Source organism: Mucilaginibacter sp. P5_A4 (assembly GCF_056400605.1).
Genome location: NZ_JBFUKX010000001.1, coordinates 87580 through 112058 on the forward strand (window position 1 = coordinate 87580; position 24479 = coordinate 112058).

Below are 24479 nucleotides of genomic sequence, written 5' to 3' on the forward strand. Positions count from 1 at the left end.
CAATCCTATCTCAATTTATTAAAACACTTTTATGAAATTATTATTGATGGCATTTTTTGTCATAGGGCTTTGCTTTGCCCCAAATTTTCTGATCGCTCAAACCATTAGCGGTAAAATATCCGGACAAGTTGCAGATGAAAATGGCCGTCCTCTTGAAGGCGCCACGGTAGCCCTTACCCGGTTGAGAGATTCAGTAACTATAAAATATGAACTGACACTTGCAGACGGAAGTTTTAACATTGGAATAAGCAGTGCCGGCACCTTCTGTGTGAAAATTACGTCCATTGGCAAGATGCTTTTTAAAAACGAGGGCATTGCAGTTGATAGCCAGCATCTGCTGGTCATTTTAAAGCCGGTCACGATGCAAACATCTGCTAAAACTTTACAGGAAGTGGTCATCACATCTAAAAAAGCATTCCTGGAGCAAAAGATCGATCGCACGGTTGTTAATGTGGATGCGCTGATCAGCAATGCAGGTACCACTGCGCTGGAGGTACTGGAAAAGTCGCCTGGCGTTGCCATTGACCAGGCCGGCCAGATCAGTTTTCATGGCAAATCCGACGTGGCAATCTATGTAGATGATAAACCGACCTATCTTTCCGGTAGCGACCTGGAAAACTACCTGCGCTCTATGCCCTCATCAACCTTATCTCAGATCGAACTGATGACCAATCCGCCCGCCAAGTACGACGCAGCCGGTACCGCCGGTATCATCAATATCAAAACTAAAAAAACGAAAGTGAAGGGATTTAACCTGGGTGTGAGCCTTGGTTTGCGTCAGAGCCGGTATACAGTGACGAATAACAGCATGGATTTTAATTACCGAAAGGGCAAAGTAAATGTATTCGGCACTTTCGCCTACACATTTAGTAATGGCTTTAACGATATAGACATTAACCGCAGCTACTTTTATAATGCGGGGCCACCATCGGGCGCGTTCACCCAGAATTCTTACATCCGCACTAAAAGCAGCGGCTATAACGCGAAGCTGGGTATGGACCTTTATTCATCTGGAAATACTACTATTGGCGTGCTATTCAACGGCATCATTCGTTTCCCTGATCAGTTTAATAATAGCAAAGGGCAGTTATTGAATGCTGCCGGCCAGGCCGATTCATCCATCGTATCAAAAAATAAAGAACTTGGCAAGTTCAAGAATGGCAGCGCTAATCTAAATTACAAGCATACCTTTAAAAAAGATGGTCCGGAAATAACGGCGAACCTGGATTACCTGGCTTTTGCGACGGACAATAACCAAACATTTTCAAACCAAAGCCAGGCAACAGCGGGTTCGGTATCTACAGACCAGCTCAATGGCAACCTTCCTGCTGCCATTCATATCTATTCGGCGAAGGCGGACTACAGCCATCAATTATCCGATGGCTGGAAGCTGGAATCAGGTGTAAAAAGCAGCTACACCAACACCGATAACCAGGCCAATTATTTCAACATCGTAAACGGAATTGCCTTAACGGACAATGACAAGACCAATCATTTTTTATACAGGGAAGCCATCAACGCTGGTTATATTAATTTCAATAAAGATTTTAAAAGGCTAAGCGTACAGGCGGGTCTCCGACTGGAGAACACGGATTCGCACGGTCATCAGTTGGGCAACGCTCAAAAGCCTGACTCTGCTTTCAACCGGAACTATACAGGCTTGTTCTCTACCATTTATCTCCTGAATAAATTGGATACGCTGGGCGATCATCAGCTAAAAATGACCTATGGCCGTCGCATTGAACGCCCTTACTATCAAGACTTAAATCCCTTTATTTCTCCGCTGGATAAATATACCTTCTATACCGGAAACCCTTATTTGCTACCCTCTTATTCGGGAAACTTTGAGTTGGGTTACATTTATAAAGATAGAATTTCGGTAACTATGACCTATACTGACATCCGCGACAGGTCAACAGAAACCATAGAGATCCGAAACGGCTATTATTTTAGTCGTCCGGGAAATATTAGTAGCACAAAATTATATGATTTGAATGCAGATGCAAGTTTCGATCCGGCCAGCTGGTTCAGTTTGGAGTTAAGCGGGGACGTATGGCAGATACGACAAGCCAGCGCTTTTTATACCGGCACTTTAAACAGCCGTAACACCAGTTTCTCGGGGCAGGCAGTATTGCAGTTTAAGCTTAAAAAGGGATGGACTTTACAAACCGATGGTAAGTATCAAAGTAAACAGACCGATGCACAGTTTACTTTGGCTGCTAAAGGCCGCCTTAATATAGCCGCCTCTAAGACACTGTCGCCACGTACTACGTTTAAACTGAGTATCAACGATCTTTTATTTACCAATATTAACCAGGGAGCCATAAACAATTTATATCAAACAAATGCCAGCTTTCGAACGCTGAAAGATTCACGCGCCGCATTACTTACGTTAAGCATGCGCTTTGGAAAATCAGTAAAGGATCAGCGTAAACATAATCAAACAGGTGCAGGTGAAGAAAGCGACCGGGTGAAAAATTAATTTGTCGAGCTTTATGTTCTCATAGTTTGAAGAAATGCAAGAGGGCAGCGAAATTATATCTGCTGTCCCTCACATGAAAGGAGACTCCGCGTTGATAGACCATCAGATTCCGTACTTTTTGATCAATAACAAAATATAAAGGTAATTTCATGGCAAACTGATGGGGAGATACTTAACACGGTCAATTTTAAACAGAATGGTTTGACCTAATTTTCAGAATGCAGTGGTCTTAGGTTCCCCGAATCTCCAACTATTCAATATAATTACTGTACTCTTCGGTTGGTATATTAGCCTTTAACTAATATTATTAAAATGAAAAAAAAGACCAGCCAAAAAGAATCGTAAAAAAAGAAACATCAAAGTTTGATAACAACGAAGCTGAATTATTAGATCTAATCGCTCAACTTATAGTAGAAATAATAATGGATGATGATGAAAATGATAAAGATTTAAACTCGGAGTTTAATGAGTATTCGAAACGAATCCCCAAAAAGGATTAGAACACCTGAAAAACAATCCAAATAACTGATTAACAGAGCATTGCTTGAATGCAGGAAAAGCCTGACAGAAAAAACACCTTAGCTAAAAAACAAACAAACCACTAACAATCAATTTGTTAGTGGTTTAAACTTGTTTTAAGTAGCCCGTAGGGGAATCGAACACGACTCACAGCCCATTGACTTACAATACTTTATATGGCTTAAATTTGGCTACGCACCGAATTACTAACCATTTTTTGATGCAGATTATTTTTATTGCAAATCTTACTTTACGAAGATACAAAATATCGCAAACCCTAACAATTTTCACATGACAAAAAAGGCCGTATTATGATTCATTATAGAGCCTTTAATTTCACTTGCAACAATATTCCACCATAGATGGGAAAAAGCAAAATGGGAACCATTGTGGATGTTTGTGATAATAAGAAGCTTTTTTACTATGGTTTTTAAAGCATTGCCCATCTTTTAAAGGATATCGATGTGTTCTTTGAGGCGCTCCAATAATGTTTCAAAGTCTGGTTGTCCATTATAATACAAGGCGGCGGTACTTTTGTACCTTTGTATGAAGTTTTCTCTCGTTGCTTTGTCATTGAGAAGAAATGCTTCGTTTATGTTAATGGGGATAGCGAGGTCTGGCGGCGGAAAACGTTTTTCTTTGTGGGCAAGGTATGCTTCAGAGCCAATGAACTCTTTTACTTCTTCGGTGCCCATAAGGGAATAGATATCGTAGTACTGCCGCATGAAATTAACACCAGTATCGCCTGTTTCCTTTTCCTTACGATATTTAGTAGCAATGGTCTGTAATTTCTCTACAAAGGTGTAGCCCGGATTGTAGCATGATGTATCTTTTGCCCGGTTGTCGATGATCTCGATTCCGCTTGCCATTGCTCGTTCATATGCCCAGGAACTGATTGTGATATTGGTGTTGGGCGTAACAGTATCGAAGCCCGCTTCTAATAAGATTCCTTCTTTTACTCCTTCAACAAGGTCGTTATGATTCCTGTAATGCAGTCGTATTCCTCCGCTATTATATGTCTTTTCGTTATCGAAAGCTGTGTCGCGTTCTATTGAAATGATACCATCAATTTTGATATTTCCAGCCAGCCAGTCATAGAAGTTTTTCTTAGCTTCGACGTTCCTTGGTTTCACATTATTAGGATTCTCATTAACGTTAAGTTCGACGGGAGGTTTGATGTGGATATCGATATCCTCAGAAAATCGCTCGATGATCTTAAAGCCTTTGGACAGGGATGTGCCGCCTTTTAGCTCGAAATCGAAACCCTGAGTTTTCAGCCCGAATAATACGTGCATAATCCAGTAATCCTTTTCGATCAATCCTGCCTGTATTCCTTTTTCATTTTCGAGTATTCGTAAAAGATCGGGAAAGTTCTTGTGATTGTGAAGGAAGTCAGTGGCCATATTATGCGTTTGAAAGTTGCAGGACAGGCTCAAAAAGTTTCTTTGCCCGGACATTTCCATAAGTGCTGACCGAATGCTTCAGTTTCCTTTTGTCCATCGACTGGGCTTTGTTCAGTACGTTCTTTAATATAGCTTGCCTGTCTTCTGCCAGTTTATCCAAATTATTGACCAGATCTACCATTAAAAATTCAGGACTCACCTTTGTCGGAAAATGTGGCTTTACCTGAAAATCGAACTTACGGTTACCCAGCATAAATTCACCGTGCCGTTTGTGATTATAAACGGTCCGTTTATTGTAAAGCTGCGTAGTTCCCACCCCCAGGGTGTTATAAACATTTGGAGAGGTTAGCAAAAAACGGTCATCCTTTAAAAATTTACGGACAAGCACTTCCTCTTCTGGCGGTGTTTGGCCGAATACAGTTTCTTTGGGATAATAATAAACACCCTGTGAAAGCTTTTCGAGTGTGCCATCATCTACCAGTGCACTTAAATGCCGGTCAACAGATTTTGACCAGTGGACAAGCTCCTCTCTGCGGTAAACATATCCGCGCTTCAAGTGTTTTTTAAGTTCGTCCAATTTGCTCATCTCTATTCTCCTTTTACAAGGATCGTAATAATATAACAAATATATAAATATTTTAATTGAAAATTCATGCAAAATGCACGTCAATATCGCCCTTCAACACTTCTATGCCATTTGCTGCCCTAAATGGACAGATTTCGAACCAGTTTATTGACCAAATGCGCGTTTTAAGCGAATTGAAGATGTTTGATGAAACGGAGGTTGGGCGGGACTCGAACCATTCTCGTAATGCATTATATTTCAATCATATATATCGTACAAATCCTTATAGTCACCGCGTAGGTCACGGGTTAACTTTGAGGTTTATTGAGTCGTTTTAAAGAACTTTTGATAAATCAAAGTGTACGATTTTGACCCGAACTCACGGTCATAAAATCATAACTTTGTTTATGATTTATAAACTCTATAGAAAAGCAAAAAATGAGGATGCTGCTAATCCAGTGAATCCTGGGACCGGCTGCTTCGCATCCGGAGTATATCATCGGATCACCTTTCGGTCCAGGAAATTTATTATCGTCGCCGCTATTTGAACACCATGGCTCTCCAGGGCGAAATGTCCGGTGTCAAATAAGTGACATTCCAGGTTTTTGACGTCTTTCTTATATGCCTCTGCAACAGATGCTGGGAATATATAATCGTTTTTGCCATACACGATCAGCATTTCCGGATCGTGATCCTTGAAGTACTGTTGCCATTCCGGGTATTTGGGCGGGTTGGTCCGGTAATTATAGATCAGATCGAGTTGTATTTGCGCATTTTCAGGCCGTTCCAGGTGTCGGAGATCCATCTCCCAGTTGTCGGGACTGATCACCGACGTATCAGGGACACCGTGCGTATACTGCCATTTTAATCCGTCAGGATGAAAAAAACTGCGGAGTATGTTTTCTGCCTCTTTATTTTGACGGTCATGCCAGTATGCTTTGATCGGCTCCCAGAAGGTATCCAGGCCTTCCTCATAGGCGCAACCATTCTGAACGATCAAAGTATCTATTTTTTCAGGATGTTTGGTGGCAATTCGATAGCCTATGGGAGCACCATAGTCCATCAGGTACAAACTGTATTTGCTAATATTTAATTTGCTTAACAGCTCTTCAATAATGGACGCAAATGTATCAAATGTATAGTCAAAGTCAGTAATAGCTGGCTGTTCGCTTTTGCCGAAACCAGGATAATCCGGCGCGATCAGATGGTACTTGTCTGATAGCTGCTCGATCAGGTTCTTGAACATGAAGGAAGATGACGGGTAGCCATGTAACAAAACTAAGGTTGGGGCATCTTTAGCTCCGGCTTCACGATAAAAAATATTAACTCCGGCGACCTCTATGTAGTTATAGGTAGTTTGATTTTGCATTATATAAATTAAGCTCTGTTATTTCATAACGCTCTATCTTTGGGTAGAGCTGATCCCATCACCGATCATTAGAAGTTTTGTACTGGTTCGAAAGAATACTTTTTACGCTATGCTGTAATTTGGCCCCGTAATAGTGGCACCTTGTACATCAAATGCGCTGGTTGCTGTAATTGTTTACATGCAAATATAAGATCAACTGACCTGAACTGGATATGAACTGTGTATTACCTGAATGATAAATGTTATCAATATTATGTTGACTACCGGCAAAACAACTTACTCATGGATTGTGAGGTTGGTAATAGTCAAATCAATCAAATGCAAAAAGCATTAAGCCCGTTTGACGGTTGGCTTAATGCTTTGAACATAGGGTTATTACTCGAAGTCGGTTTTGGTTTATTTGACACCGGCTGCATTGACGATCACTTCTGCCACCTCTGCCGGTTTGGACAGCATAACTACGTGGCTCGCCGGGATATGATAAGTAGTGGCATGGATCTTCTTCGCCATTTCGGATTCAACCTGCGGCGAGATAATCTGATCATTATCGGCTACGACGAAGAAGCTGGGTTTGTTTTTCCATGCCGGAACGGTAATCTTGGCTGTTAACGTACTTACATGAAAACGGCCCTGGCCTGCGGCTATATTTTTAGCTTCCTGCAAAGGCAGATCCAGTGCAAAATATTTGATAATAGCTTCTTCCTTAAGACGGATATATCCGTCAGTAATTACCGGATCGTTAAAACCGGGCACGTTCGGCACCTTTCTTTCCGCATAGGCTTCCCTGCTTATACTGTCAATACTTTGGCCCTCGCTCGGTGCATAGGCTGCAACATATACCAGCGACTTAACTTTGTCGTTGTTACCAGCCTGAGTAATGACCGCTCCACCCCAGGAGTGACCTACAAGGACCACTTTTCCCTTTACTTCTGAGATGGCACGTTCGACCGCTGCTACATCGTCGCTTAAAGAAGTAAGGGGATTTTGGACGGCAATCGTCTGATACCCTTTTTTTTGAAGGATCGGTATCACCTTATTCCAGGAGGACCCGTCGGCGAAAGCACCATGAACGAGAATGATCGTCGGTTTTTCCGCATCCTTAAGCGCTGGATTTTGCTGGGCGGTCCCCGGGAAGGCGATAGATAAGAGCATGATCACCATGGCTGATGCGCCTATGGTTAATTTTGAGATTGTTGTTTTCATGATTTTTTGATTTTAGTATTAAATAGATAGTGCTCTGTCAGACTCCAGGCTGAAAGGCCGGTTACACAGTTAATGGTCTCTCAATAACTTCCGTGTGTTCCCCGGACCGGATTCTACCCAGCGGATGGCTTACAAAGCATTGGCGAAAGTATTCGATTTTTATGCCCTTAAGATGCAATCTGCCATCATCCTGATAATAACTGTAATTAGATAAATGATGATAATTACAGCTTGTATTTCAGTTATTTAGATGGCAGGTTTAAGCTCTGGTCAGGTGATGTTAATGAAGACTTACGGCACGGCCCGGCAGTATTGTTAATGCCTGTTAACATTATCGTTAACCGGTTTAACACGAGGAGAAATGGTGTTACCTATTTTTAGTTTTTTAACAACTTATTTATGAAAAGAGAATTTTTATTGGTCGCTATAACTGCCTTGATCGCTTGTAAGCAGCCTCAACCGGCTGCGCCGTCCGTTAAAAATGCAACTGCGGACAGCATCAAGACTGGTGGTAATCGACTCATTACCGTTGACGGCAAATACAAGGTATGGACCAAAAAGGTCGGAAATGGAAAGATCAAAGTGTTGCTCCTGCATGGGGGGCCGGGTTTTTCACATGATTATATGGAATGCTTCGATGATTTTTTACCGAAGGCAGGAATAGAAATCTATTACTACGACCAGTTGGGTTGCGGTAATTCAGATGCGCCGGCCGATACATCTTTATGGAACATCCATCGCTATGTAGAAGAGGTTGAGCAGGTTCGTAAAGGTCTGGGGTTAGATGATTTCTATATTGTAGGGCATTCCTGGGGTACCCTGTTGGCCATGGAATACCTTGACAAGTACCAGTCCCACGTAAAAGGAGTTGTCTTTTCAAATATGACCGCCAGTATCGGGGACTACGTTGATTACTCGGCTACGCTTAAAAAAAGGCTGTTTACCACCCGCGACAGGACCGTCTATGATTCATTGGACCGGCGTAAAGCTTATACGACAGCACAATATACCGAACTGTTGATGGATAAGCTTTATACAAAAGTGATTTGCCGCCTGCCTTTGGACAAATGGCCGGAACCACTGACCCGCGCATTTAAAAAAGCTAATCAAACAATCTATGTTCAAATGCAGGGCGTTGACGAGTTCCACGTTACCGGAAACTTCAAAAACTGGGATTTCTGGTCCAGATTACCTAATATAAAGGTCCCCGCATTAGTGCTTGGGGGCATTCACGATGAAATGAATCCGGAGAGTATGAAAAAAGAAGGGCGCTTATTGCCAAATAGCCGCACATACCTTTGCCCGGAAGGAAGCCACATGGCCATGTATGACGACCAGCAACGCTATTTCAATACCCTGACAACATTTTTAAAAGAAGTAGACCAGGGTGAATTTAAAGCCGATACCAAGTAAGCCGGAGAAACTTGAACGGGTCTCGCATGACATGTACATGCGGGACCTTTCACTTTTAATCCAAAGTCATGTCAGTACAGGTCCGGTACGTGGAACGAATCAATTGAGCTTAGGCCACGCTTCGCCACTGCACTGCCGTTGCTTTGAAAATTCAATGTTTTAATTGCTGGATTTGATAATTTCAATTGATGTCTATCAGCGCACTTATAGCACTTATCAGTCAGTTGATTTTTAGATCAGGTAAGACAAAGCGAAATTTGAGGAGTTGTGTGATAACCTTTACATACTTCCTTAACTAATGAAAACTATACTAATATTTGATCCTGATCCCGACTTGTTGGAGATTATATGTCTTGCCCTCGAACTGGAAGGTTTCGCTGCAATAGGTCTCCATGATCTTAATACTGATCTGATGGCTTTAATCGAACGTCATGAACCGGATCTGATACTTTTAGATTTTGCTTATGCCGGCAAATTTTGTATTGAATGGTGCCGCCATATTAAACGTTTTTACCCGACCTTGCCGGTCATTGCAGTAAGTTGTAATTATAATATCGGTGAGACCTATTTTGGTTATGGGTTTGATGACTGCATCTGCAAGCCTTTTGATCTGGAACGTCTTTATGCAACAGCGGACAGGTATACAAACCTGTTGTACCAGGCTATTTGAGCTGAAAATTATAGTATCGGGTGGCCCGCACGCTATTTCTAACTAACGCAGCTTCACTTCAACGGCAATGTTAAGCCTGTTTAACACTGTTTTCAATAGCGTTAACAAACCGACCCGGTCCGAAAGATAACTTTGCTTCATTATTGTTAAAAAATCTTGATTAAATCTACTATGTCACAAAAAATTATCCTCCTGATCGCCGTCGTATTGTTTTCGTATGCCGCCCCCGCCAAGGCCGGTCCGCTCTTAACACCCCAGGACAGTGTGCCGGTGCTAAACCGGCAGGCACCAGAATTTCATTTGAAAGATATTGAGGGAAAAGTCGTTTCCTTATCGGATTTCAAGGGAAAGGTGGTTGTTCTTGACTTTTGGGCCACTTGGTGTGTGCCTTGCCAACAAAGCTTTCCGGCAATGGAAAAAGCTTTGAATCATTTTGCGCTAAATAAAGATGTCGTCTTCCTCTTTATTGATACCCGCGAAACATCACCCGGCTTTCAGAAGATCGTAAAGGCACAAATGGAAAAAAATCAATACGACTTCCATGTAGTTTTTGATGAGACAGGTCCTGCAGGTCTGCAAAATAAGCAATACCTGGCCTATGGCATGCCCGGCATCCCAACAAAATTCATTATTGACGCAAATGGTATCATCCGTTATCAGCTGATCGGTTATAATCCAAAACAGTCAGCAGCAGAAAGTGCAGCGGAATTGATAAGTTTCGTGGAACGGACCAAAGCGATGGTTAATTAAAGGATCGGCACCGCTCTCTACAGACTGTTAACCATCGTTAACAGTCCAGATTTAAAGTCTAATGTTAAGTATTTTTGTTCCCGGTGAAAAAGAGATTGAAATTTGTTTTTTTGATTGCTACGGTTACGGCCTGTGGCACTATCCTATGCCAGCTTTATTGGGTTTATTTCAATTATAAAACCAGGAAGGAAAATTTTATACAGGCCGCCAACTATGCGCTCAGGCAGAGCATCGACCAATATCAATTGGGCCAGAATAAGTTGCCGACCTCTTTAAAACATAAAAACCCAACCCTTACTTTTTTCATGCGGACCTTACCGGATAACGATCCCCTGGCTTTGGATACGCCGGATTCCAAACGGCGCTTCAGTGCAGAGTTCGCTACCGTGGCTGTAGACCGGCAGCATCTGCCTGAAGTTATGGCACTGGTGGGCAGACTGTTGTCACAGCAAAAGCATATGCCGTTGAATATTGATACTTTGACCACGATCTTCAACCGGCAGTTACGACGCGGGAATGTTAACCAGCATTTCCGGCTGTATACAGACAAAAAACAGAATATGGTATCGCCAGGTCAGGTAGCCGCTATGGTGAACTTTTACAAAGACCCGGTTTTGATCAGGGCCGAAATGATTGATGGTTACCATTATCTGATGATCAGCAATTTTTTTCCCGCACTGTTGTCCTCCATGATGGTTATGCTGTCCGCAGGCAGCCTTTATTATATGAGCAGAATAATCAAGCGGCAGATGATGCTGGATACGATGAAGTCTGACTTTATTAATAACATTACGCATGAACTTCGTACCCCGGTAACCATATTAAAATCATCGAATGAAGCATTGGCCAATTTTGGTGCAGCAGATGATCCCGAATCGCTCAACAGATACCTGAGGATGAATGCCTCCGTACTCGATACCCTGGACACAGATATCGAGCGGATACTGGAATTTAGTCGTTCTGAAGAACAAAAGCAGACGCCGGTTTATGAAAAGGTGATGCTGTTTGAGGCCGTTCAACAGGTCACCCGGCGCTTCGAAATGACCGAAAATTTGAACTTACGGATAGGGATCGATGCTTCTTTTGAGATAATGACCGATCCGTACATGCTTGGAATCATACTGGTGAACCTGGTCGATAATGCGATCAAGTATTCTCCCGGCGGAGCCCGGATCGAAATGATGGCGGAAAAGCTTCCGCAGAGCTGGAAATTAATAGTGCGGGATTACGGTCAGGGTATACCCGGCCCTGAACTCCCTTATATTTTTGATAAATTTTACCGCGTGTCTACCGGCGATGTACATGAGGTTAAAGGCTATGGTATCGGTCTGGCTCATGTCAGGCAGTTAGTCACCGCCATGAAAGGAACCGTGCGCGCTTACAGTGAATTGGGACACGGAACAACATTTAAACTTACATTTGAGCGGGCATGGAAAAGATAGATGTGCTACTGGTTGAAGACGAGCCGGTGTTGGCAGGCATAGTCAAGGAATCTCTTGAGAGGCGTGGCTTTGTCCTCCATGTCGCCAGGAACGGGGTCGAGGGTTGGACAATGTTTAAGACCGTTAAACCGGACGTCTGCGTCATCGATGTCATGATGCCACGCAAAGATGGTTTTACACTTGTATCGGAGATCCGGGTGATCGATGACCAGGTGCCAATCATTTTTCTGAGTGCCCGGACGCAAACGGAGGATGTATTAAAAGGGTTGGAAACCGGCGCAGACGATTACATGAAGAAACCCTTCAGTATGGAGGAACTGATCTTGCGGTTAAAGGTGCTGGTTCGGAGGAAAGCATCAGGCTCGGCTTCTGCTGTCACCCCGGAGATGCAGATCGGAAATTATCGTTTCCGTCACCAGTATCAGGAACTCTTGTTTGGTTCGAAGGCCACCTTTTTGTCGCAACGCGAAGCTGACTTGCTTCTACTGCTTGCCCAGCACAAAAATGTACTGCTTGAACGGCGGTTGGCACTCATCAAAATTTGGGGAGAAGATAATTGCTTTAATGCCCGTAGCATGGATGTTTACATCACACGGCTTCGTAAACATTTTAAAGAGGAAACTACAGTGGAAATAATCAATGTTCGCGGGCAGGGTTATTTGCTGAAAATAGCCGCTGTTTAAAAGCCGCCAGGTCTTCATATAAAGCTGCAATTAATTTAGCGGATAAAAAAGACCCGGTTACATCGGGTCTTTAAAACAAAACACAACTATCCCATTATTTTGAAGCCACGATATTGATATTGAGAATAAACTCGTCATCGATCACCTTATCACCGATGCTTTCGAAAAAACTTTTAGACCCGAATTTCATATTGTATTTCGTACGGTCAACTTTAACATTTGGCGCCTTTGCACTCATTGTATTTCCGGTTAATTTATAAGCTGCGGTAAAGGAAATAGGGTTGGTGATTCCTTTTATCGTCAGGTTTCCTGTTACGTTAAGATTTCCGTTGCCTGCATCTGAAATACGGGTTGCTGCAAATTGAGCGGTTGGATATTTATCCACGCTAAAGAAATCTTCAGATTTTAAATGCCCCAGTAGTTTGGTTTTATAATGGAACTCGTATTCCGTAAGGTATCTCCGGCTTATGATGATTTTTACAATGCGCCGCGCCGGCAATTTGTGGTATTACTCGATCAGGGCGTGGAAATAGAAAATTCTTTGGGCGAACGGCGCTTATTTCCGCCCGGGGAGATCTTGTTGATGGAAGACGTCACAGGTAAAGGTCACCGCAGCCGTATTATAAAACGCGCGGAAAGAAACTCGTTGTTCATCATTTTAGCGGAGTGATCGGCAAAAATGGGAATCCGGCTGGCGATTTTCATCAGGAAGGCCCGCCTGCATTAATCTGGTAATAACACATATCATTAATATGATATGCATCGAAGCCTTTGCCTCCCGAAATTTGTTGAATGCAACATGAACGTATAAAACAAGTTTTTCCAGTCACTGATTTAATTCCCGGCATAGCGTGTATGCTGCTGATGTTTCAGGCTTATCTTATCGCTCCTCTGTCTCCGACCCTGACAAAAGATTTCAGTTCTTCTTTAGTAAACCTGGCTGTGCCTGCGTTTGCGATCCCATTTGCGATCGCCGCCGGTGGAATGGTTTTCCTGAAGCCTGCTGTAAATCCCCGCAAGTATTTTCTATTTTCCCTGGCAGCGCTTTGTGTAGGTACCTATATGCTTAGTCTGGCCACATCCGCAGGGGTATTCTTATTGATCAGGGCACTGACTGGCTTTGGGACGGGTGCGATGTTGCCCTCGGCAATACTGTTGTCTTTACGGCCTTATGAGAATAAGCGATCTCTTAAATATATGGTGCTGATCATTTTTGCATTGGCGACCGGTATGACTTTTGGACCAAGCTTAGGGGGATGGTTGAATGACATCATTGGCTGGAGATGCCTTTACCGGTTCACCAGGATGCTGGCTGCATTGCTTTTTTTGATCTATTTCCTGAAGGACAGACAAGAAAGGTATGAGGGAGTAGCACCATTCGTAATAAGAGCGGCTGGAAGGTCAAGATCAGATCGGAATAGCAGGTATATCTACAGCTTTGTTTATTTAACGGGAGTATTCCATTCTGGCGTATTTGTCTGGATCAGTTATTATTTCACCACACATTACGGGTTAAATGAATTTCACATCGCCACTGATTTATTTATTTTCGGCCTGCCCGGCTTTGTGGTCACCCTACTGATGTATCGTTATCAACTGGATAAAAAGGTTATTACGATCCTTTATGCGGCACTTGGTCTGACAGTTGCCGGTCTCCTGGCATTGATGAGTAATTTACCTTTGTGGCTGGCAGAAAGCTTACTGGGCATCATGTCCGTTGGGTTCGGTTGCAGTCAGCCCTTGTTTATTGGCATACTGAAATTGCCACGCGCAGGTTTATCGCCGATAGGGCCTGTGGCTAAAGGGTCCGGATATCTTTTTGCGGGTTATGGCAGCGGGCCCTTAATAATGATCGCGTTGCTCAGTGTTGATTTGAGTCTCGCCATGTTTTTTTTGATCTTGCTGGTCTCAGCGCTGGTCTACATTTCCAGTCGCGTCTGGAATATAAGCGGGCGTAAAGGCTTAACCGTTTTACCCGTCGCTAAATAATACACATGTAATTTTTGAATGGTTCGGGCCATCAAAGCTCGAAACATTCGTGTCACGCAGTTAACGGGCAATAACTGCTGCATGATCAGAATATCCGCTTCTTCTATCTTTGATGGAATTTCTTATCTGCCGGATTCTTCCGATTACCTCTCAAATGCCAGGGAAATTAAGCTTACAATACCTTAATTTATTAACCTATGTGAATGCATCCTGAGAATGGGTAACTGATCTTTGCTGTCCGAAAAGCCTGTTGCAGTATTTCTTTTACCGCGTCTAGCAGGCCTTCGACAGGCCACCGGCTGGTTAAGGTCATGGTGAGACTATCATTCAAAGTGGTAACCCGAAGCTTTGAACGTTATGATGGTCTGGACCATTGGGATGGGATGATTAAGCAACACAAACGCTGACGGAAATGTGTTTTTGGCAATTTTTAAAGTTCGTCGCGCAGGCAGTAAATCTGAATACATTTGCGTTATAGTTGCAGTATGTAGTATTATTTTAATGATAACGCTTATCACTTATCTGATCACAGATGTCCGCATGATCCAGCGTTTTCTATCTAAATTGCAGCACGATAAAACGTCTGACCGGCCTTCCGCCACCAGTATACATTACGCTGCCGGAGTCGGCTGATAAGTCATCACAGCCGGCATATATTAACTAACAGAGGGACCGGTACAGATTTTAATAGATTGAATATTAAAATGAAAACGATATGATCACAATATCTTATCCACGAAACGGCCTTGATGTTACTGGCTGGAAAGAGCGATTAGACGGGACTTCCTTAAGATACGAATTCATCATAGATGATAATGCTACGGTGCCCCAGCTGGTTGACAGCGGAAAAGAGGCAGAAGGAATACCTGCCATAGAAGCCTACTTAGAAAGCCTGGAGCAATTTGTAAAGGATTGGTACGATGACCGCTGTGATAAGTATGACTTCGATCCGGACGCTACGCCGAAGATTAATGGCATCAAAGGATAAAGCGGCAGGTTTTGCAATTGCTAAACTATCAAAATATTTACGTGTATGGAACAAAGAGCACCACTACCGCCATTTACTTTAGAAACGGCGCTACAAAAAGTTCAGTTGGCAGAAGATGCCTGGAACAGCTGCGACCCTGACCGGGTTTGCCTGGCTTATACCGTTGACACGGAATGGCGAAACCGGGCCGAATTCATTAATGGCAGGGAGGAAGTAAAGGCTTTTTTAAGCAAGAAATGGCAAAAGGAACTTCATTATAAGCTGAAAAAAGAACTCTGGAGTTTCCATGAGAACCGGATCGCGGTACGTTTCCAATACGAATGGCAGGATGCGGCCGGGCAGTGGTACAGAAGCTATGGTAACGAGCTATGGGAATTTGATGAAAACGGCCTGATGCGAAAACGATATGCAAGCATCAATGACCTGGCCATCCATGAGAATGAAAAAACATTATGATGAATAGTTGGCCGGCGATATGAATTATGAACAAATAGCATTTACCGACGCGGTAAAGAAATTACAAGAGTTACACGGGAGCCGTACGGCCTACGCAAGGATGGAAAATGGTTACCATGAAGATGGTCTCACAGAGTCCGAAGAGCGTTTCATTAGCAGCAGGGACAGCTTCTATATAGCTAGCGTAAGCCAAACGGGATATCCTTATATACAGCACCGCGGAGGGCCGAAGGGTTTCATTAAGGTACTGGATGACTCCACGCTCGGGGTGGTCGATTTCAGTGGCAACAGGCAATACATCTCTGTTGGTAACGCAGCCGACAATTCTAAAGTGTCCTTGATCCTGATGGACTATCCGCAAAGAGCCCGGCTTAAGCTGTTCGCAGATATAAAGATCGTCGGGATATCGGAGGACCCGGAACTTTTTCAAAAACTTGACCCGGCGGGATATAAACACAAAGCTGAACGAATGTTACTTTTTTCGGTAAAAGGTTACAATTGGAATTGCCCGCAACATATCACACCCCGATATACCTTGGAAGAAATAGAAGCAGCGTTCGCGGAAAGAAACGGCTATGTACAATCCCTGGAGGAAGAGATTAAGCGTTTGAGGATGTTGCAGAGACATAGCCTCCCTGGTAATTAAAACAGATCAATCGGGCTTAAATAATAACAGTACACCTACGCTAATAAAAAGAAAGGTAATAACATGACCACTGAACCAACGTATACACATTCTGAATTTAAGGCAGCGCTGCACGGAAAATGCCCTAAATGCCGCACTGGCAATATGTTTTTAACAAATCCAATGACGTTCTTCGGTCAGAAAATGAATGAAAGGTGCCCGCATTGCAATTTTCAGTTCGAGATTGAACCCGGATATTTCTATGTAGCCATGTTTGTGAGTTATGGAATGAATGTGGCCATCATGTTAACGTTTGCCATGACAACTTATATTGTTACTCATAGTTGGAACCCATGGGTATATGTGGTGGCGACATTGGTTCCTGCTTTTCTGTTCTGGCCATTTACCTTTCAATATTCCCGCATCATCCTGTTGTTCTGGTTGACACCCGGTGTTCATTTTGAGCCGGAGCGCGCCAGGCCCGATTATCGTAAGGAACATGCCTGATAAGGTCAAGAGATCAATGATGATTCCGGTTATATTACCGTGTCTGGTAGCAGTGATGAATTCATCTGGTCATAAAATATGGTATATAAGATGAGGCTGTTTAGCCTTTAAACCGCATGCCGATTCGAATGCAGTCTATGTATTTGGAGAACCCAGTGTTATTTGACAGCAATAGAACAGGTACGCATGGGTTCGCGCTGGTTTAATAACCAAAATCTTCCAGGCAATTATTTGCACGGCTTAATCGTTGTTTTGCCGGGATAGCAATCCGTTGAAGTTCCGAAGGATACCAAAAGTATTGGACGGCCGCCATGAAAATTATCTTTAAAGTACTGAGTAGCTGTGGCGACTATCACACACAATTCCACCATATCTATTTTGAATATCGGAATGTTTTCCTCTATGAATCATGTCATTTGTAAATGACTTCCTGTAGGGAAACCTTCAGGCTGGTTAATAGTTAGCCATTCGAAAAAACGTCACATAACTTTACGGTAATCTACCATTTTCACCCCGCCTGCCATTTAAAATTGTTTACCCGAATGTCCGGGTGTCTACGCCGCTGATAAACAAAATAGGAGATGTAGGTTGTCAAATTTGGATGGAACCGGGGTGGTATTAATAAGCAGCGGTAACGTTAAAATTTCAGGGGATTGGCTTGCTTGCCGCTTACGGCAAGCAAGCTTAATAACCCACTGGAACATTTCTTAGACCGTTCGGTCCAGGCAGGTCAAAAGTTGTCACTTGGTAGGGCCTTAATTTGAGTGGCTGCTGGTTTAGCGCTACTTAAGGATCCTTTCCCGCGTATTGGTGGCTGAACGATCAATTAACCGGTGTTACTTGTTCCGGGCACTGCGGCCAATTTTTGGCTAAGATTTGTTCAAGAAATTTGATCTCTTCCGGATAAGCTGTATTCTTACGCTTCCCGAAATATAGCGTATCTTCCACGGGTGGACTTCCTTCCCAGGCTATTTTTATGGAATTGCCTGCGATCTCATTGCAGCAGAGGAAATCCGGGACCACAGCAAATCCCTTACCCGTTGCCATGCAACGCAGGATTGAACCAAGGGATGGCAAAACATATTTCGGCCTGAAGCTGGGCAAAGTATCAAAGCTGGCAGACCAGAAACGGTTGAGGTGTTCGATGTCGGAAGCGGTGGTATACCAGTTCTGACCTGAGAGCCAGTCCCGGAACGCCGGCCGGTCACCTTTCAGGAGGAGTTCATCAAACTCAGTGGTCTCCGTCTGGTTGCCACAGATCAGGACGAACCGCTCTTTGGCGAACGGCTTGTATTCCAGGTTATGCTGCGTGCCTTTTTGAGGGGTGAGAATTAAGTCTAAGGTGCCATTGTTCAGCTCCTGAAGCATTTGGGGATAATCGCCGAACCTGGTAACCAGGTTGAAAGGTAATTCGGAAATATGAGCTTCAAGCATATACTGGAAGATCCCGGTAGACATTCCTATGCTAACTGTCGGTTTTTCCATTTTAGATTTTCGGTGAAGATTGTGCTCTGCCTCTTCCAGCTTGTTCATATGGTCAATGATAAAATTATAAAGCATGGTACCCCGCTCCGTCGCTACCATTTTCCGGGTATCACGGTCGAAAAGACGGTGGCCGGCATATGATTCCAGCGAACTTAGATGAAGGCTAACGCCAGGCTGGGAAATAAACAAGGCTTGTGCTGCCGCAGATAGCGTTCCCGCTTCATAAATGACTTTAAAGGTTCTGAACCATTCTAAATTGATCATAGCTGTAGGATTAAGGTTTTAAGATTTTTGTTTTATTGGTAGTGAACGCTTGTCCGGGTTTGTGCCCTTGCAAACGGACGTTAAAAGAATATTGATGTTTGTCTGGTGCGTCAGTCATATCGACATCCGGCGCCAAGGATTTAAACCCTTTCATTCAGCCAGAGCAGTATGTCCCTGATAACGATTTCGTTAAACTTATCATTCAGCAGGTCGTGGTAGTGCCCTTCATATAATTTAAGCTGTTTGTCAGCTGAAGATGCATGTTCCATAAAATATTCGCTTCCCGCTGGCTCAGTGGCCTTATCCGCCGTGCCATGCAGTATCAGGATGGGAAGTTTGATTGCCGGCATTTCTTTTTTCAAGTATTCCCCTGCAAGTAAAAGTTGCTGCATGGTTTTGGCCGGCTGCTTTTCATTTTCCAGCAGCGGGTCTTTGTCCATCTTAAAAACGAGCGATTTATCACGCGAAAAATCTGTGTTATTCAGTTTCACAAGCCGGGTATGCGGTATGATACGCGCCAGAAATTTCATTGCCGCAAGGGCAAATCCGGGCGCAGGGATCTGAAAAGCAGAACTTTCGGAAATAAGGCCCTGCAGCTTGAACTGGTTTTGCACTGCATAAGCAGACGCGAAAACGCCGCCTGCACTATGACCGAAAAGAAATATAGGTTTTGATGGACATGTAGAACTGGCAATATTCATTAACAGGTCAATGTCTGCAAACACATCGTGATAATCCGCGATATAGTACCGTTCTCCCTCGGAGCGGCCACGGCCGGCAAGGTCGATCGCGAAAACTTCAAATCCATTCTCTTTTAGCTGGGCGGCAAATTCCTGGTAATATCCACTGTGAGAATTTAACCCGTGAATGATAAGAACAATGCCCTTTGATTTACCCGCCGGCAGCCAGTTCCGATAAAAAACATGCTGCCCTTTTTGGTTAGTGAATGTTGATGGCTTGGGTTGATATGTTGTTTCCATGACTATGGTATAGTCAAATACGTGCCATAGTCATTAAAATCCACGGGTTAACCCTTTAATTATATAATTAGCTGATAATTAGATGTTTGAAAATTTAAAAAAAATCGAATAAAAACGAAATTGCCGATAAACTCCAATTTTTTCGGAGGCCATTCGGATAAGACTCTGAAAAAACTGGAGTTGAGCGATGCTGGGATGGGCTCCGCAGACTATAATTTGGAGAACTATCTGGCTAAGATAATTGCAGGGTAGCGGTTCTTTTTATGGATAAAAGTCAAAAATGCTGCGCCGGTCAATTTCCTGCGGGACCTAAATAATCTTCCTTTTTGACACCTAATTTAGCCATTCTTGACTCCAGCGTCGTAGGCTTAAGATTGAGTAATTCCGCTGCGCCGCTATTTCCGCGAATCCGCCCTTCTGTTTTTTTGAGAACAGAAATAATATAGGCCTTTTCCGTTTGACGCTGGATGTGCTTTACATCTTCCAATGTTTCTATACCGGCATTTTCAGACTGTTCTGCCGGGGTACCGGTAAGGTGTTGCTTTAATTCCAATTCAGAATCCCCGCTGTTGAGGATAACGGACCGCTCCAGCACATTCTCCAATTCACGAATATTGCCCGGCCACTGATAAGCGAGCATGGCATCTATCATGGAAGCCGAAATACCGTTGAACTCTTTATGGAAATTATTGCAAAACTTGTGGGCAAAAAAGGTGATCAGGTCCACAATGTCGCTTTTCCTTTCCCGTAGGGGAGGTAAGGTTATCGGAAATACGTTCAGACGATAATACAGATCAAGCCTGAACTTTCCATCGGCCACTTCTTTCTCCAGGTTGCGGTTGGTGGCGGCCACGATACGGACATCCACTTTCTTCGGCGTATTGCTGCCTACATAATTGATTTCCCTTTCCTGTAATACACGTAGCAGTTTAACCTGCATCTCTAAGGGTAATTCTCCTATCTCGTCCAAAAAAACAGTGCCTCCTTCCGCTTGTTCGAACCTTCCTTTTCTTTTTTCAACAGCTCCGGTGAATGCCCCCTTTTCGTGGCCGAATAATTCTGATTCTATTAAAGTGACTGGTATAGCACCGCAATTTACTTCAATGAACGGCCCTTTTTTCCTGGAAGACAGTTCGTGAATAGCGTGTGCAACTTTTTCTTTTCCGGTCCCGCTTTCTCCAAGTATCAAAACTGAGGTATTGTAAGGCGCTACCTGGGTGGCAAAATCTAATGCAGCCAGTAATAGCGGGTGCTTTCCGATAATACCTTTAAATTCCTGGCGATTCGGCTCTAAACTGGGCACAATATGGGTAGTAACAGGTTTTATCGTAGGCGATTCAGCGCCTGACAACATCATTTTATCAGTGACTTTAGTCAAGCAGTTCTTGAATAGCCTTAATACGGCTACATGTTTTTGTGTGTACACCTCGCGCTCACGGCTATAAAAGCTATAATCTACCGTTGATCCATTGCTGGTAACTACCTGGAACCGGAGAGATGAGCTTATTTTAAAACTATTAAGCCATATCTTCTGCAAGGGAGTAAAAGTGGTGTGCTCGTCTGACACCCCTTCATAACCCCCACTATCGGTCACCGGGTAACTGTCTTTAAGTATCCCGGAAAGGGTGCTGCTGCTTAGTCCCGCAATGGTCATTAATTCCTTTTCCCCAATATACTGGTATTCATCATACCCAACTCTTAAATATCCGGAATCAGTAAACTGGCCGGCATCTGCCGGACGACTGCCCGAAACGACAAGATCGAACGGTATAAACATCCGTATCGCCTGTGCAACTTTCAAAAGTTTTTCTTTAGCATCTGAAGTTTCATTACCGATATCCGCTAAATGTTTTTGCAAAAGCACTTCCTGCCGTAATCTGGACTCCATAGCATTCCTTTGCCGGTACGAGGCAATATCAAGCGTTACCAGCAAGTCTTTTTCCCTGAACGGTTTGATGAGAAATCCGTAAGGATCGGTGGCCTTGGCTTCTTCAAGTATCTTTTGGCTGGAATTTGCAGACAAATATATAAAGGCGATATTATCGTCGTTAAGCTTCCTGGCCAGGTCTATGCCCGACCGTTTGCCGTCTAATTGAATATCCAGAAGTACAAGATCCGGTTTCTGAATCCGCAGCTGCTCATCAGCATCTTCGGCTGATGAGGCAATGCCGGTTACGGTGTAGCCTGCCTGTTCCAAAGTTAAACGCAACGCGTTGGCTACCACAAATTCATCTTCAACGATCAATATTTTCTTATTCATATTCACTTATACTAATTATTAAACGTTCACGGTCAGTTGTTACTATACAGCGAACCGGACCGTTATATGTACACCATTTTTATTCTCGATCCTGAAACTGCCCTTTAGTTGCTTGGACAGCCCCTGAATCAGATCAAGGCCCAGGGAGTTATGTTCCATAGCGTCCACACCTGCCGGTAAACTTGCAATAAAAGAACGATAATGATCAGCAACAGTGCCCCTCCTGCAAGTATAATTTTTTTATTTGTGTCCGCTTCGCGCGCTGTGATCTGCTGCGACTGGTACTGGCTGTGATCTGAAATTTTGTTGCGTTCCCTTTTACCCGCCTCATATTGCACTGGGAATTCGCTTAAATTTTTAATGCAATTAAACGCCTGATCGGATAAGTTTTGCCCCGGTTGCAGCTCATCAATGACCTTAATATATCGTTTCCCGGCTTGGTGAGCGTGATACAGTTTATGGTAGTACCGCCCTATCAGATCCCGGCTGATGGTTTGCATAGAGACGGCGGCGATGCAGGGTAACAACTTTTGCCTGGCAACACCGCAGTATCCGCTATTTTCAGACTGTGCATTAGCTTTGGTCATGCCCGGCAAAATACAGAAAACCACCCAGACAGCGGGCAGGAACTTTTTTCGAGCGATGCTGTGAGATTTTAAATTCATAGCGGATATCATCGAATATAGCCAGGTGAACCAGGTTCTGATCTTGTTAAACGAATGTACCGAATATTCGCCTATAATAAAAAACTGACCGGAATGACTGTTATTGATTACCATCCGACGAATGTGGCTACGGAAGGATGAACGGGTTTTATGATATTATCCTGTGGTTGACTGAGCATCGGTGTGCTGCACAACGCGTTTGGATTCAAAGCAATTTGAATGGTACTTACCAGCGGAAATCGTACGATAAAGAACTTTTTCATAAACTTGGAATGGTTAAGGCACTGGTAACCCCCGGCAGAGGCCGGAAGAAGTATGCGATCATGAATGCCAGGACGGAAATGATCAGGCCGAAAAGGAAAATACTGTAGGCTTTTCGCAGAAAATCAAACTTCTTCCTCAGTACTTTACCCTGAGCATAGATATTTCGCGCCAGTGTATCATAAAGAAAACTTTGGCTGGACATAGCCTGGTGCAGACTGTGCAGATATTCTTCTACTTCCATCTTATAGTAATTACCATAATAAAGCAGGTTAATTTCCCTTTTTTCCATCTCCGGTTGGATAAATCTTCCCGCTGGTACCGAAGGACGGGTGGCAAGGATAGAAAAAACGGTCGAAAGAAAACTGGTACCCAGTAGTAGGAAAGTTGGTAAGCTCAGGTAAGTATTCTCCGGCAATTTACGCAGTACCAGGCTGATGATCGCCGACATGATGATTGAATTCGCCGTAATCAGGATATGCGCTTTATTGTCGGCGACGGAAATCAGGCGCTCGTTATAAGAACAAACGACCCGGAACAGGGTATCGATCCCTCTTTCCGTAGCTTCTTTCTCCGGGTGCGCTATAACGCCTCTTTTTTCAGCCGGCTCAGCATGCTTTTCAGCAAGAGCCAATTCTCGCATCCATAGCTCTTTTTTCAGTTTCGCAAGGTTACGGTTCCGCTTTGGTGTAAATTCCGTACGACCATATACCGTGTAGTACTTATGGTTTTCAAAAGCCGTAACCCGCTGCCTCAGCCATTCTGTTTTCCCGATCTCCTGATGTTTGAAAAATTCTTCTTCCAGTTTTAATGCCCGATTCTTATCCAGAAATGATTTTTGGGACATATAGCTGTGGCAGGCATCAAATAAGATCTCTTCTAACTTTCCGGACGGGTAGTTCTCGGAAGCTTTCGCCACGAGCAGGGCAGGAATAACCCGCAAAGCCTCATCCCCGGCTTTTTCCTGGACCAGGAAGTTCCTGGCCAGTTCCGCTGATGCCTCCTCCGAATGTTCCGGTGACTCCAGAAAACCCGTATATTGGAACCAGGCGGCGATCTTCAGGAACTGCGTATCCGTCTTAGGAAGTCCGCTTTGCGCTGCGATTGATTTAATCGCCTTCAGTACCGATTTGGTGTGTTGCAGATCATGAAAGTAAATGCCGGCTATAACGTGGGCCTCATAATATGCGCTGACATATTTTTCCGCATTTTTTACCAAGTCGTTATGTGCCATAGCATGGGAAATAATTTGGGCTAAAGCTACAACTCGCAACCTGTTCAATATAAAACTGCTCCATCATACGGCTTATAACTGTTATCACTATTATTATAGCTATCCCAGGTTCGGTAAAGCTCAGGAAGCATTTAGCGTATGAAGAAGAACAGGTAGTATTAAACTTATTCGATCTGTAGGTAATGCAGTGATATGAACAGACGACCTGTGCCGGAGGAGCGGCGGATGGTTTAGGTAGTGGACAACACCATGTAAATGTTGAGCTA

General features: G+C 43.6%; 22 protein-coding genes. 12 read left to right on the forward strand and 10 right to left on the reverse strand.

The features are described from left to right. Window positions 1-31 precede the first annotated feature (31 nt). Window positions 32-2482, forward strand: coding sequence for a TonB-dependent receptor (locus AC1DQW_RS00370; protein ID WP_477452318.1), 2451 nt, complete (start codon window positions 32-34; stop codon window positions 2480-2482). 968 nt (window positions 2483-3450) lie between these two features. Here the strand turns inward: AC1DQW_RS00370 and AC1DQW_RS00375 are convergent. The 4 genes from AC1DQW_RS00375 to AC1DQW_RS00390 all read right to left on the reverse strand — a co-directional run bounded on the left by AC1DQW_RS00375 (window position 3451) and on the right by AC1DQW_RS00390 (window position 7541). Further along, window positions 3451-4404, reverse strand: coding sequence for a nucleotidyl transferase AbiEii/AbiGii toxin family protein (locus tag AC1DQW_RS00375; RefSeq protein ID WP_477452319.1), 954 nt, complete (start codon window positions 4402-4404; stop codon window positions 3451-3453). Window position 4405: 1 nt separating this feature from the next. Next, on the reverse strand, window positions 4406-4990 hold the full coding sequence (locus tag AC1DQW_RS00380) for a DUF6088 family protein (RefSeq protein ID WP_477452320.1): 585 nt from the start codon (window positions 4988-4990) through the stop codon (window positions 4406-4408). Window positions 4991-5465: 475 nt separating this feature from the next. Further along, window positions 5466-6338: an alpha/beta fold hydrolase gene (locus AC1DQW_RS00385; protein ID WP_477452321.1), complete on the reverse strand. Its 873-nt coding sequence runs from the start codon at window positions 6336-6338 to the stop codon at window positions 5466-5468. A gap of 396 nt (window positions 6339-6734) precedes the next feature. After that, window positions 6735-7541, reverse strand: a complete 807-nt coding sequence (locus AC1DQW_RS00390) for an alpha/beta fold hydrolase (RefSeq protein WP_477452322.1) — start codon at window positions 7539-7541, stop codon at window positions 6735-6737. Window positions 7542-7940: 399 nt separating this feature from the next. On the opposite strand from AC1DQW_RS00390, the gene AC1DQW_RS00395 reads away from it, so the two are divergent. The 5 genes from AC1DQW_RS00395 to AC1DQW_RS00415 all read left to right on the forward strand — a co-directional run bounded on the left by AC1DQW_RS00395 (window position 7941) and on the right by AC1DQW_RS00415 (window position 12499). Further along, window positions 7941-8954, forward strand: a complete 1014-nt coding sequence (locus AC1DQW_RS00395) for a proline iminopeptidase-family hydrolase (RefSeq protein WP_477452323.1) — start codon at window positions 7941-7943, stop codon at window positions 8952-8954. Window positions 8955-9252: 298 nt separating this feature from the next. Next, the gene (locus AC1DQW_RS00400; protein WP_477452324.1) at window positions 9253-9624 is read left to right on the forward strand and encodes a response regulator; all 372 of its coding nucleotides are present in this window, start codon (window positions 9253-9255) and stop codon (window positions 9622-9624) included. Window positions 9625-9795: 171 nt separating this feature from the next. Continuing rightward, entirely contained in the window at window positions 9796-10374 is a 579-nt protein-coding gene (locus tag AC1DQW_RS00405) for a TlpA family protein disulfide reductase (RefSeq protein ID WP_477452325.1), read from the forward strand. 95 nt (window positions 10375-10469) lie between these two features. Continuing rightward, window positions 10470-11816 (forward strand): sensor histidine kinase, encoded by a 1347-nt coding sequence (locus AC1DQW_RS00410; protein WP_477452326.1) that lies wholly within the window; start codon window positions 10470-10472, stop codon window positions 11814-11816. Continuing rightward, window positions 11804-12499 (forward strand): response regulator transcription factor, encoded by a 696-nt coding sequence (locus AC1DQW_RS00415; RefSeq protein WP_477452327.1) that lies wholly within the window; start codon window positions 11804-11806, stop codon window positions 12497-12499. Before AC1DQW_RS00410 ends, AC1DQW_RS00415 begins: the two co-directional genes overlap by 13 nt. A 94-nt stretch (window positions 12500-12593) precedes the next feature. Here AC1DQW_RS00415 and AC1DQW_RS00420 read toward each other — a convergent pair whose 3' ends face one another. Then, window positions 12594-12998: a YceI family protein gene (locus AC1DQW_RS00420; protein ID WP_477452328.1), complete on the reverse strand. Its 405-nt coding sequence runs from the start codon at window positions 12996-12998 to the stop codon at window positions 12594-12596. Between AC1DQW_RS00420 and AC1DQW_RS00425 the strand changes: the two genes are divergently transcribed. From AC1DQW_RS00425 to AC1DQW_RS00450, 6 genes are all read left to right on the forward strand, one after another. Next, on the forward strand, window positions 12933-13169 hold the full coding sequence (locus AC1DQW_RS00425; protein ID WP_477452573.1) for a cupin domain-containing protein: 237 nt from the start codon (window positions 12933-12935) through the stop codon (window positions 13167-13169). The genes AC1DQW_RS00420 and AC1DQW_RS00425 overlap by 66 nt on opposite strands. A gap of 122 nt (window positions 13170-13291) precedes the next feature. Then, window positions 13292-14488, forward strand: a complete 1197-nt coding sequence (locus tag AC1DQW_RS00430) for an MFS transporter (protein ID WP_477452329.1) — start codon at window positions 13292-13294, stop codon at window positions 14486-14488. A gap of 715 nt (window positions 14489-15203) precedes the next feature. Next, a complete protein-coding gene (locus AC1DQW_RS00435; RefSeq protein ID WP_477452330.1) occupies window positions 15204-15476 on the forward strand; it encodes a hypothetical protein in 273 nt (90 codons plus the stop codon). Window positions 15477-15521: 45 nt separating this feature from the next. Then, on the forward strand, window positions 15522-15932 hold the full coding sequence (locus AC1DQW_RS00440) for a nuclear transport factor 2 family protein (protein WP_477452331.1): 411 nt from the start codon (window positions 15522-15524) through the stop codon (window positions 15930-15932). A gap of 19 nt (window positions 15933-15951) precedes the next feature. Further along, window positions 15952-16578 carry a pyridoxamine 5'-phosphate oxidase family protein gene (locus AC1DQW_RS00445; protein ID WP_477452332.1) on the forward strand — a complete coding sequence of 209 codons (627 nt, stop codon included), beginning with the start codon at window positions 15952-15954 and terminating at the stop codon, window positions 16576-16578. Between the two features lie 63 nt (window positions 16579-16641). Next, window positions 16642-17064, forward strand: a complete 423-nt coding sequence (locus AC1DQW_RS00450) for a DUF983 domain-containing protein (RefSeq protein ID WP_477452333.1) — start codon at window positions 16642-16644, stop codon at window positions 17062-17064. 822 nt (window positions 17065-17886) lie between these two features. Here the strand turns inward: AC1DQW_RS00450 and AC1DQW_RS00455 are convergent. From AC1DQW_RS00455 to AC1DQW_RS00475, 5 genes are all read right to left on the reverse strand, one after another. Continuing rightward, window positions 17887-18813 carry a LysR family transcriptional regulator gene (locus AC1DQW_RS00455; protein ID WP_477452334.1) on the reverse strand — a complete coding sequence of 309 codons (927 nt, stop codon included), beginning with the start codon at window positions 18811-18813 and terminating at the stop codon, window positions 17887-17889. Window positions 18814-18953: 140 nt separating this feature from the next. Beyond that, window positions 18954-19793, reverse strand: a complete 840-nt coding sequence (locus AC1DQW_RS00460; RefSeq protein WP_477452335.1) for a lysophospholipase — start codon at window positions 19791-19793, stop codon at window positions 18954-18956. A gap of 292 nt (window positions 19794-20085) precedes the next feature. Beyond that, window positions 20086-22053, reverse strand: a complete 1968-nt coding sequence (locus AC1DQW_RS00465; RefSeq protein ID WP_477452336.1) for a sigma 54-interacting transcriptional regulator — start codon at window positions 22051-22053, stop codon at window positions 20086-20088. Window positions 22054-22181: 128 nt separating this feature from the next. After that, window positions 22182-22718, reverse strand: coding sequence for a hypothetical protein (locus tag AC1DQW_RS00470; protein ID WP_477452337.1), 537 nt, complete (start codon window positions 22716-22718; stop codon window positions 22182-22184). 259 nt (window positions 22719-22977) lie between these two features. Continuing rightward, window positions 22978-24213: a Pycsar system effector family protein gene (locus tag AC1DQW_RS00475; protein ID WP_477452338.1), complete on the reverse strand. Its 1236-nt coding sequence runs from the start codon at window positions 24211-24213 to the stop codon at window positions 22978-22980. Window positions 24214-24479: the final 266 nt, after the last annotated feature.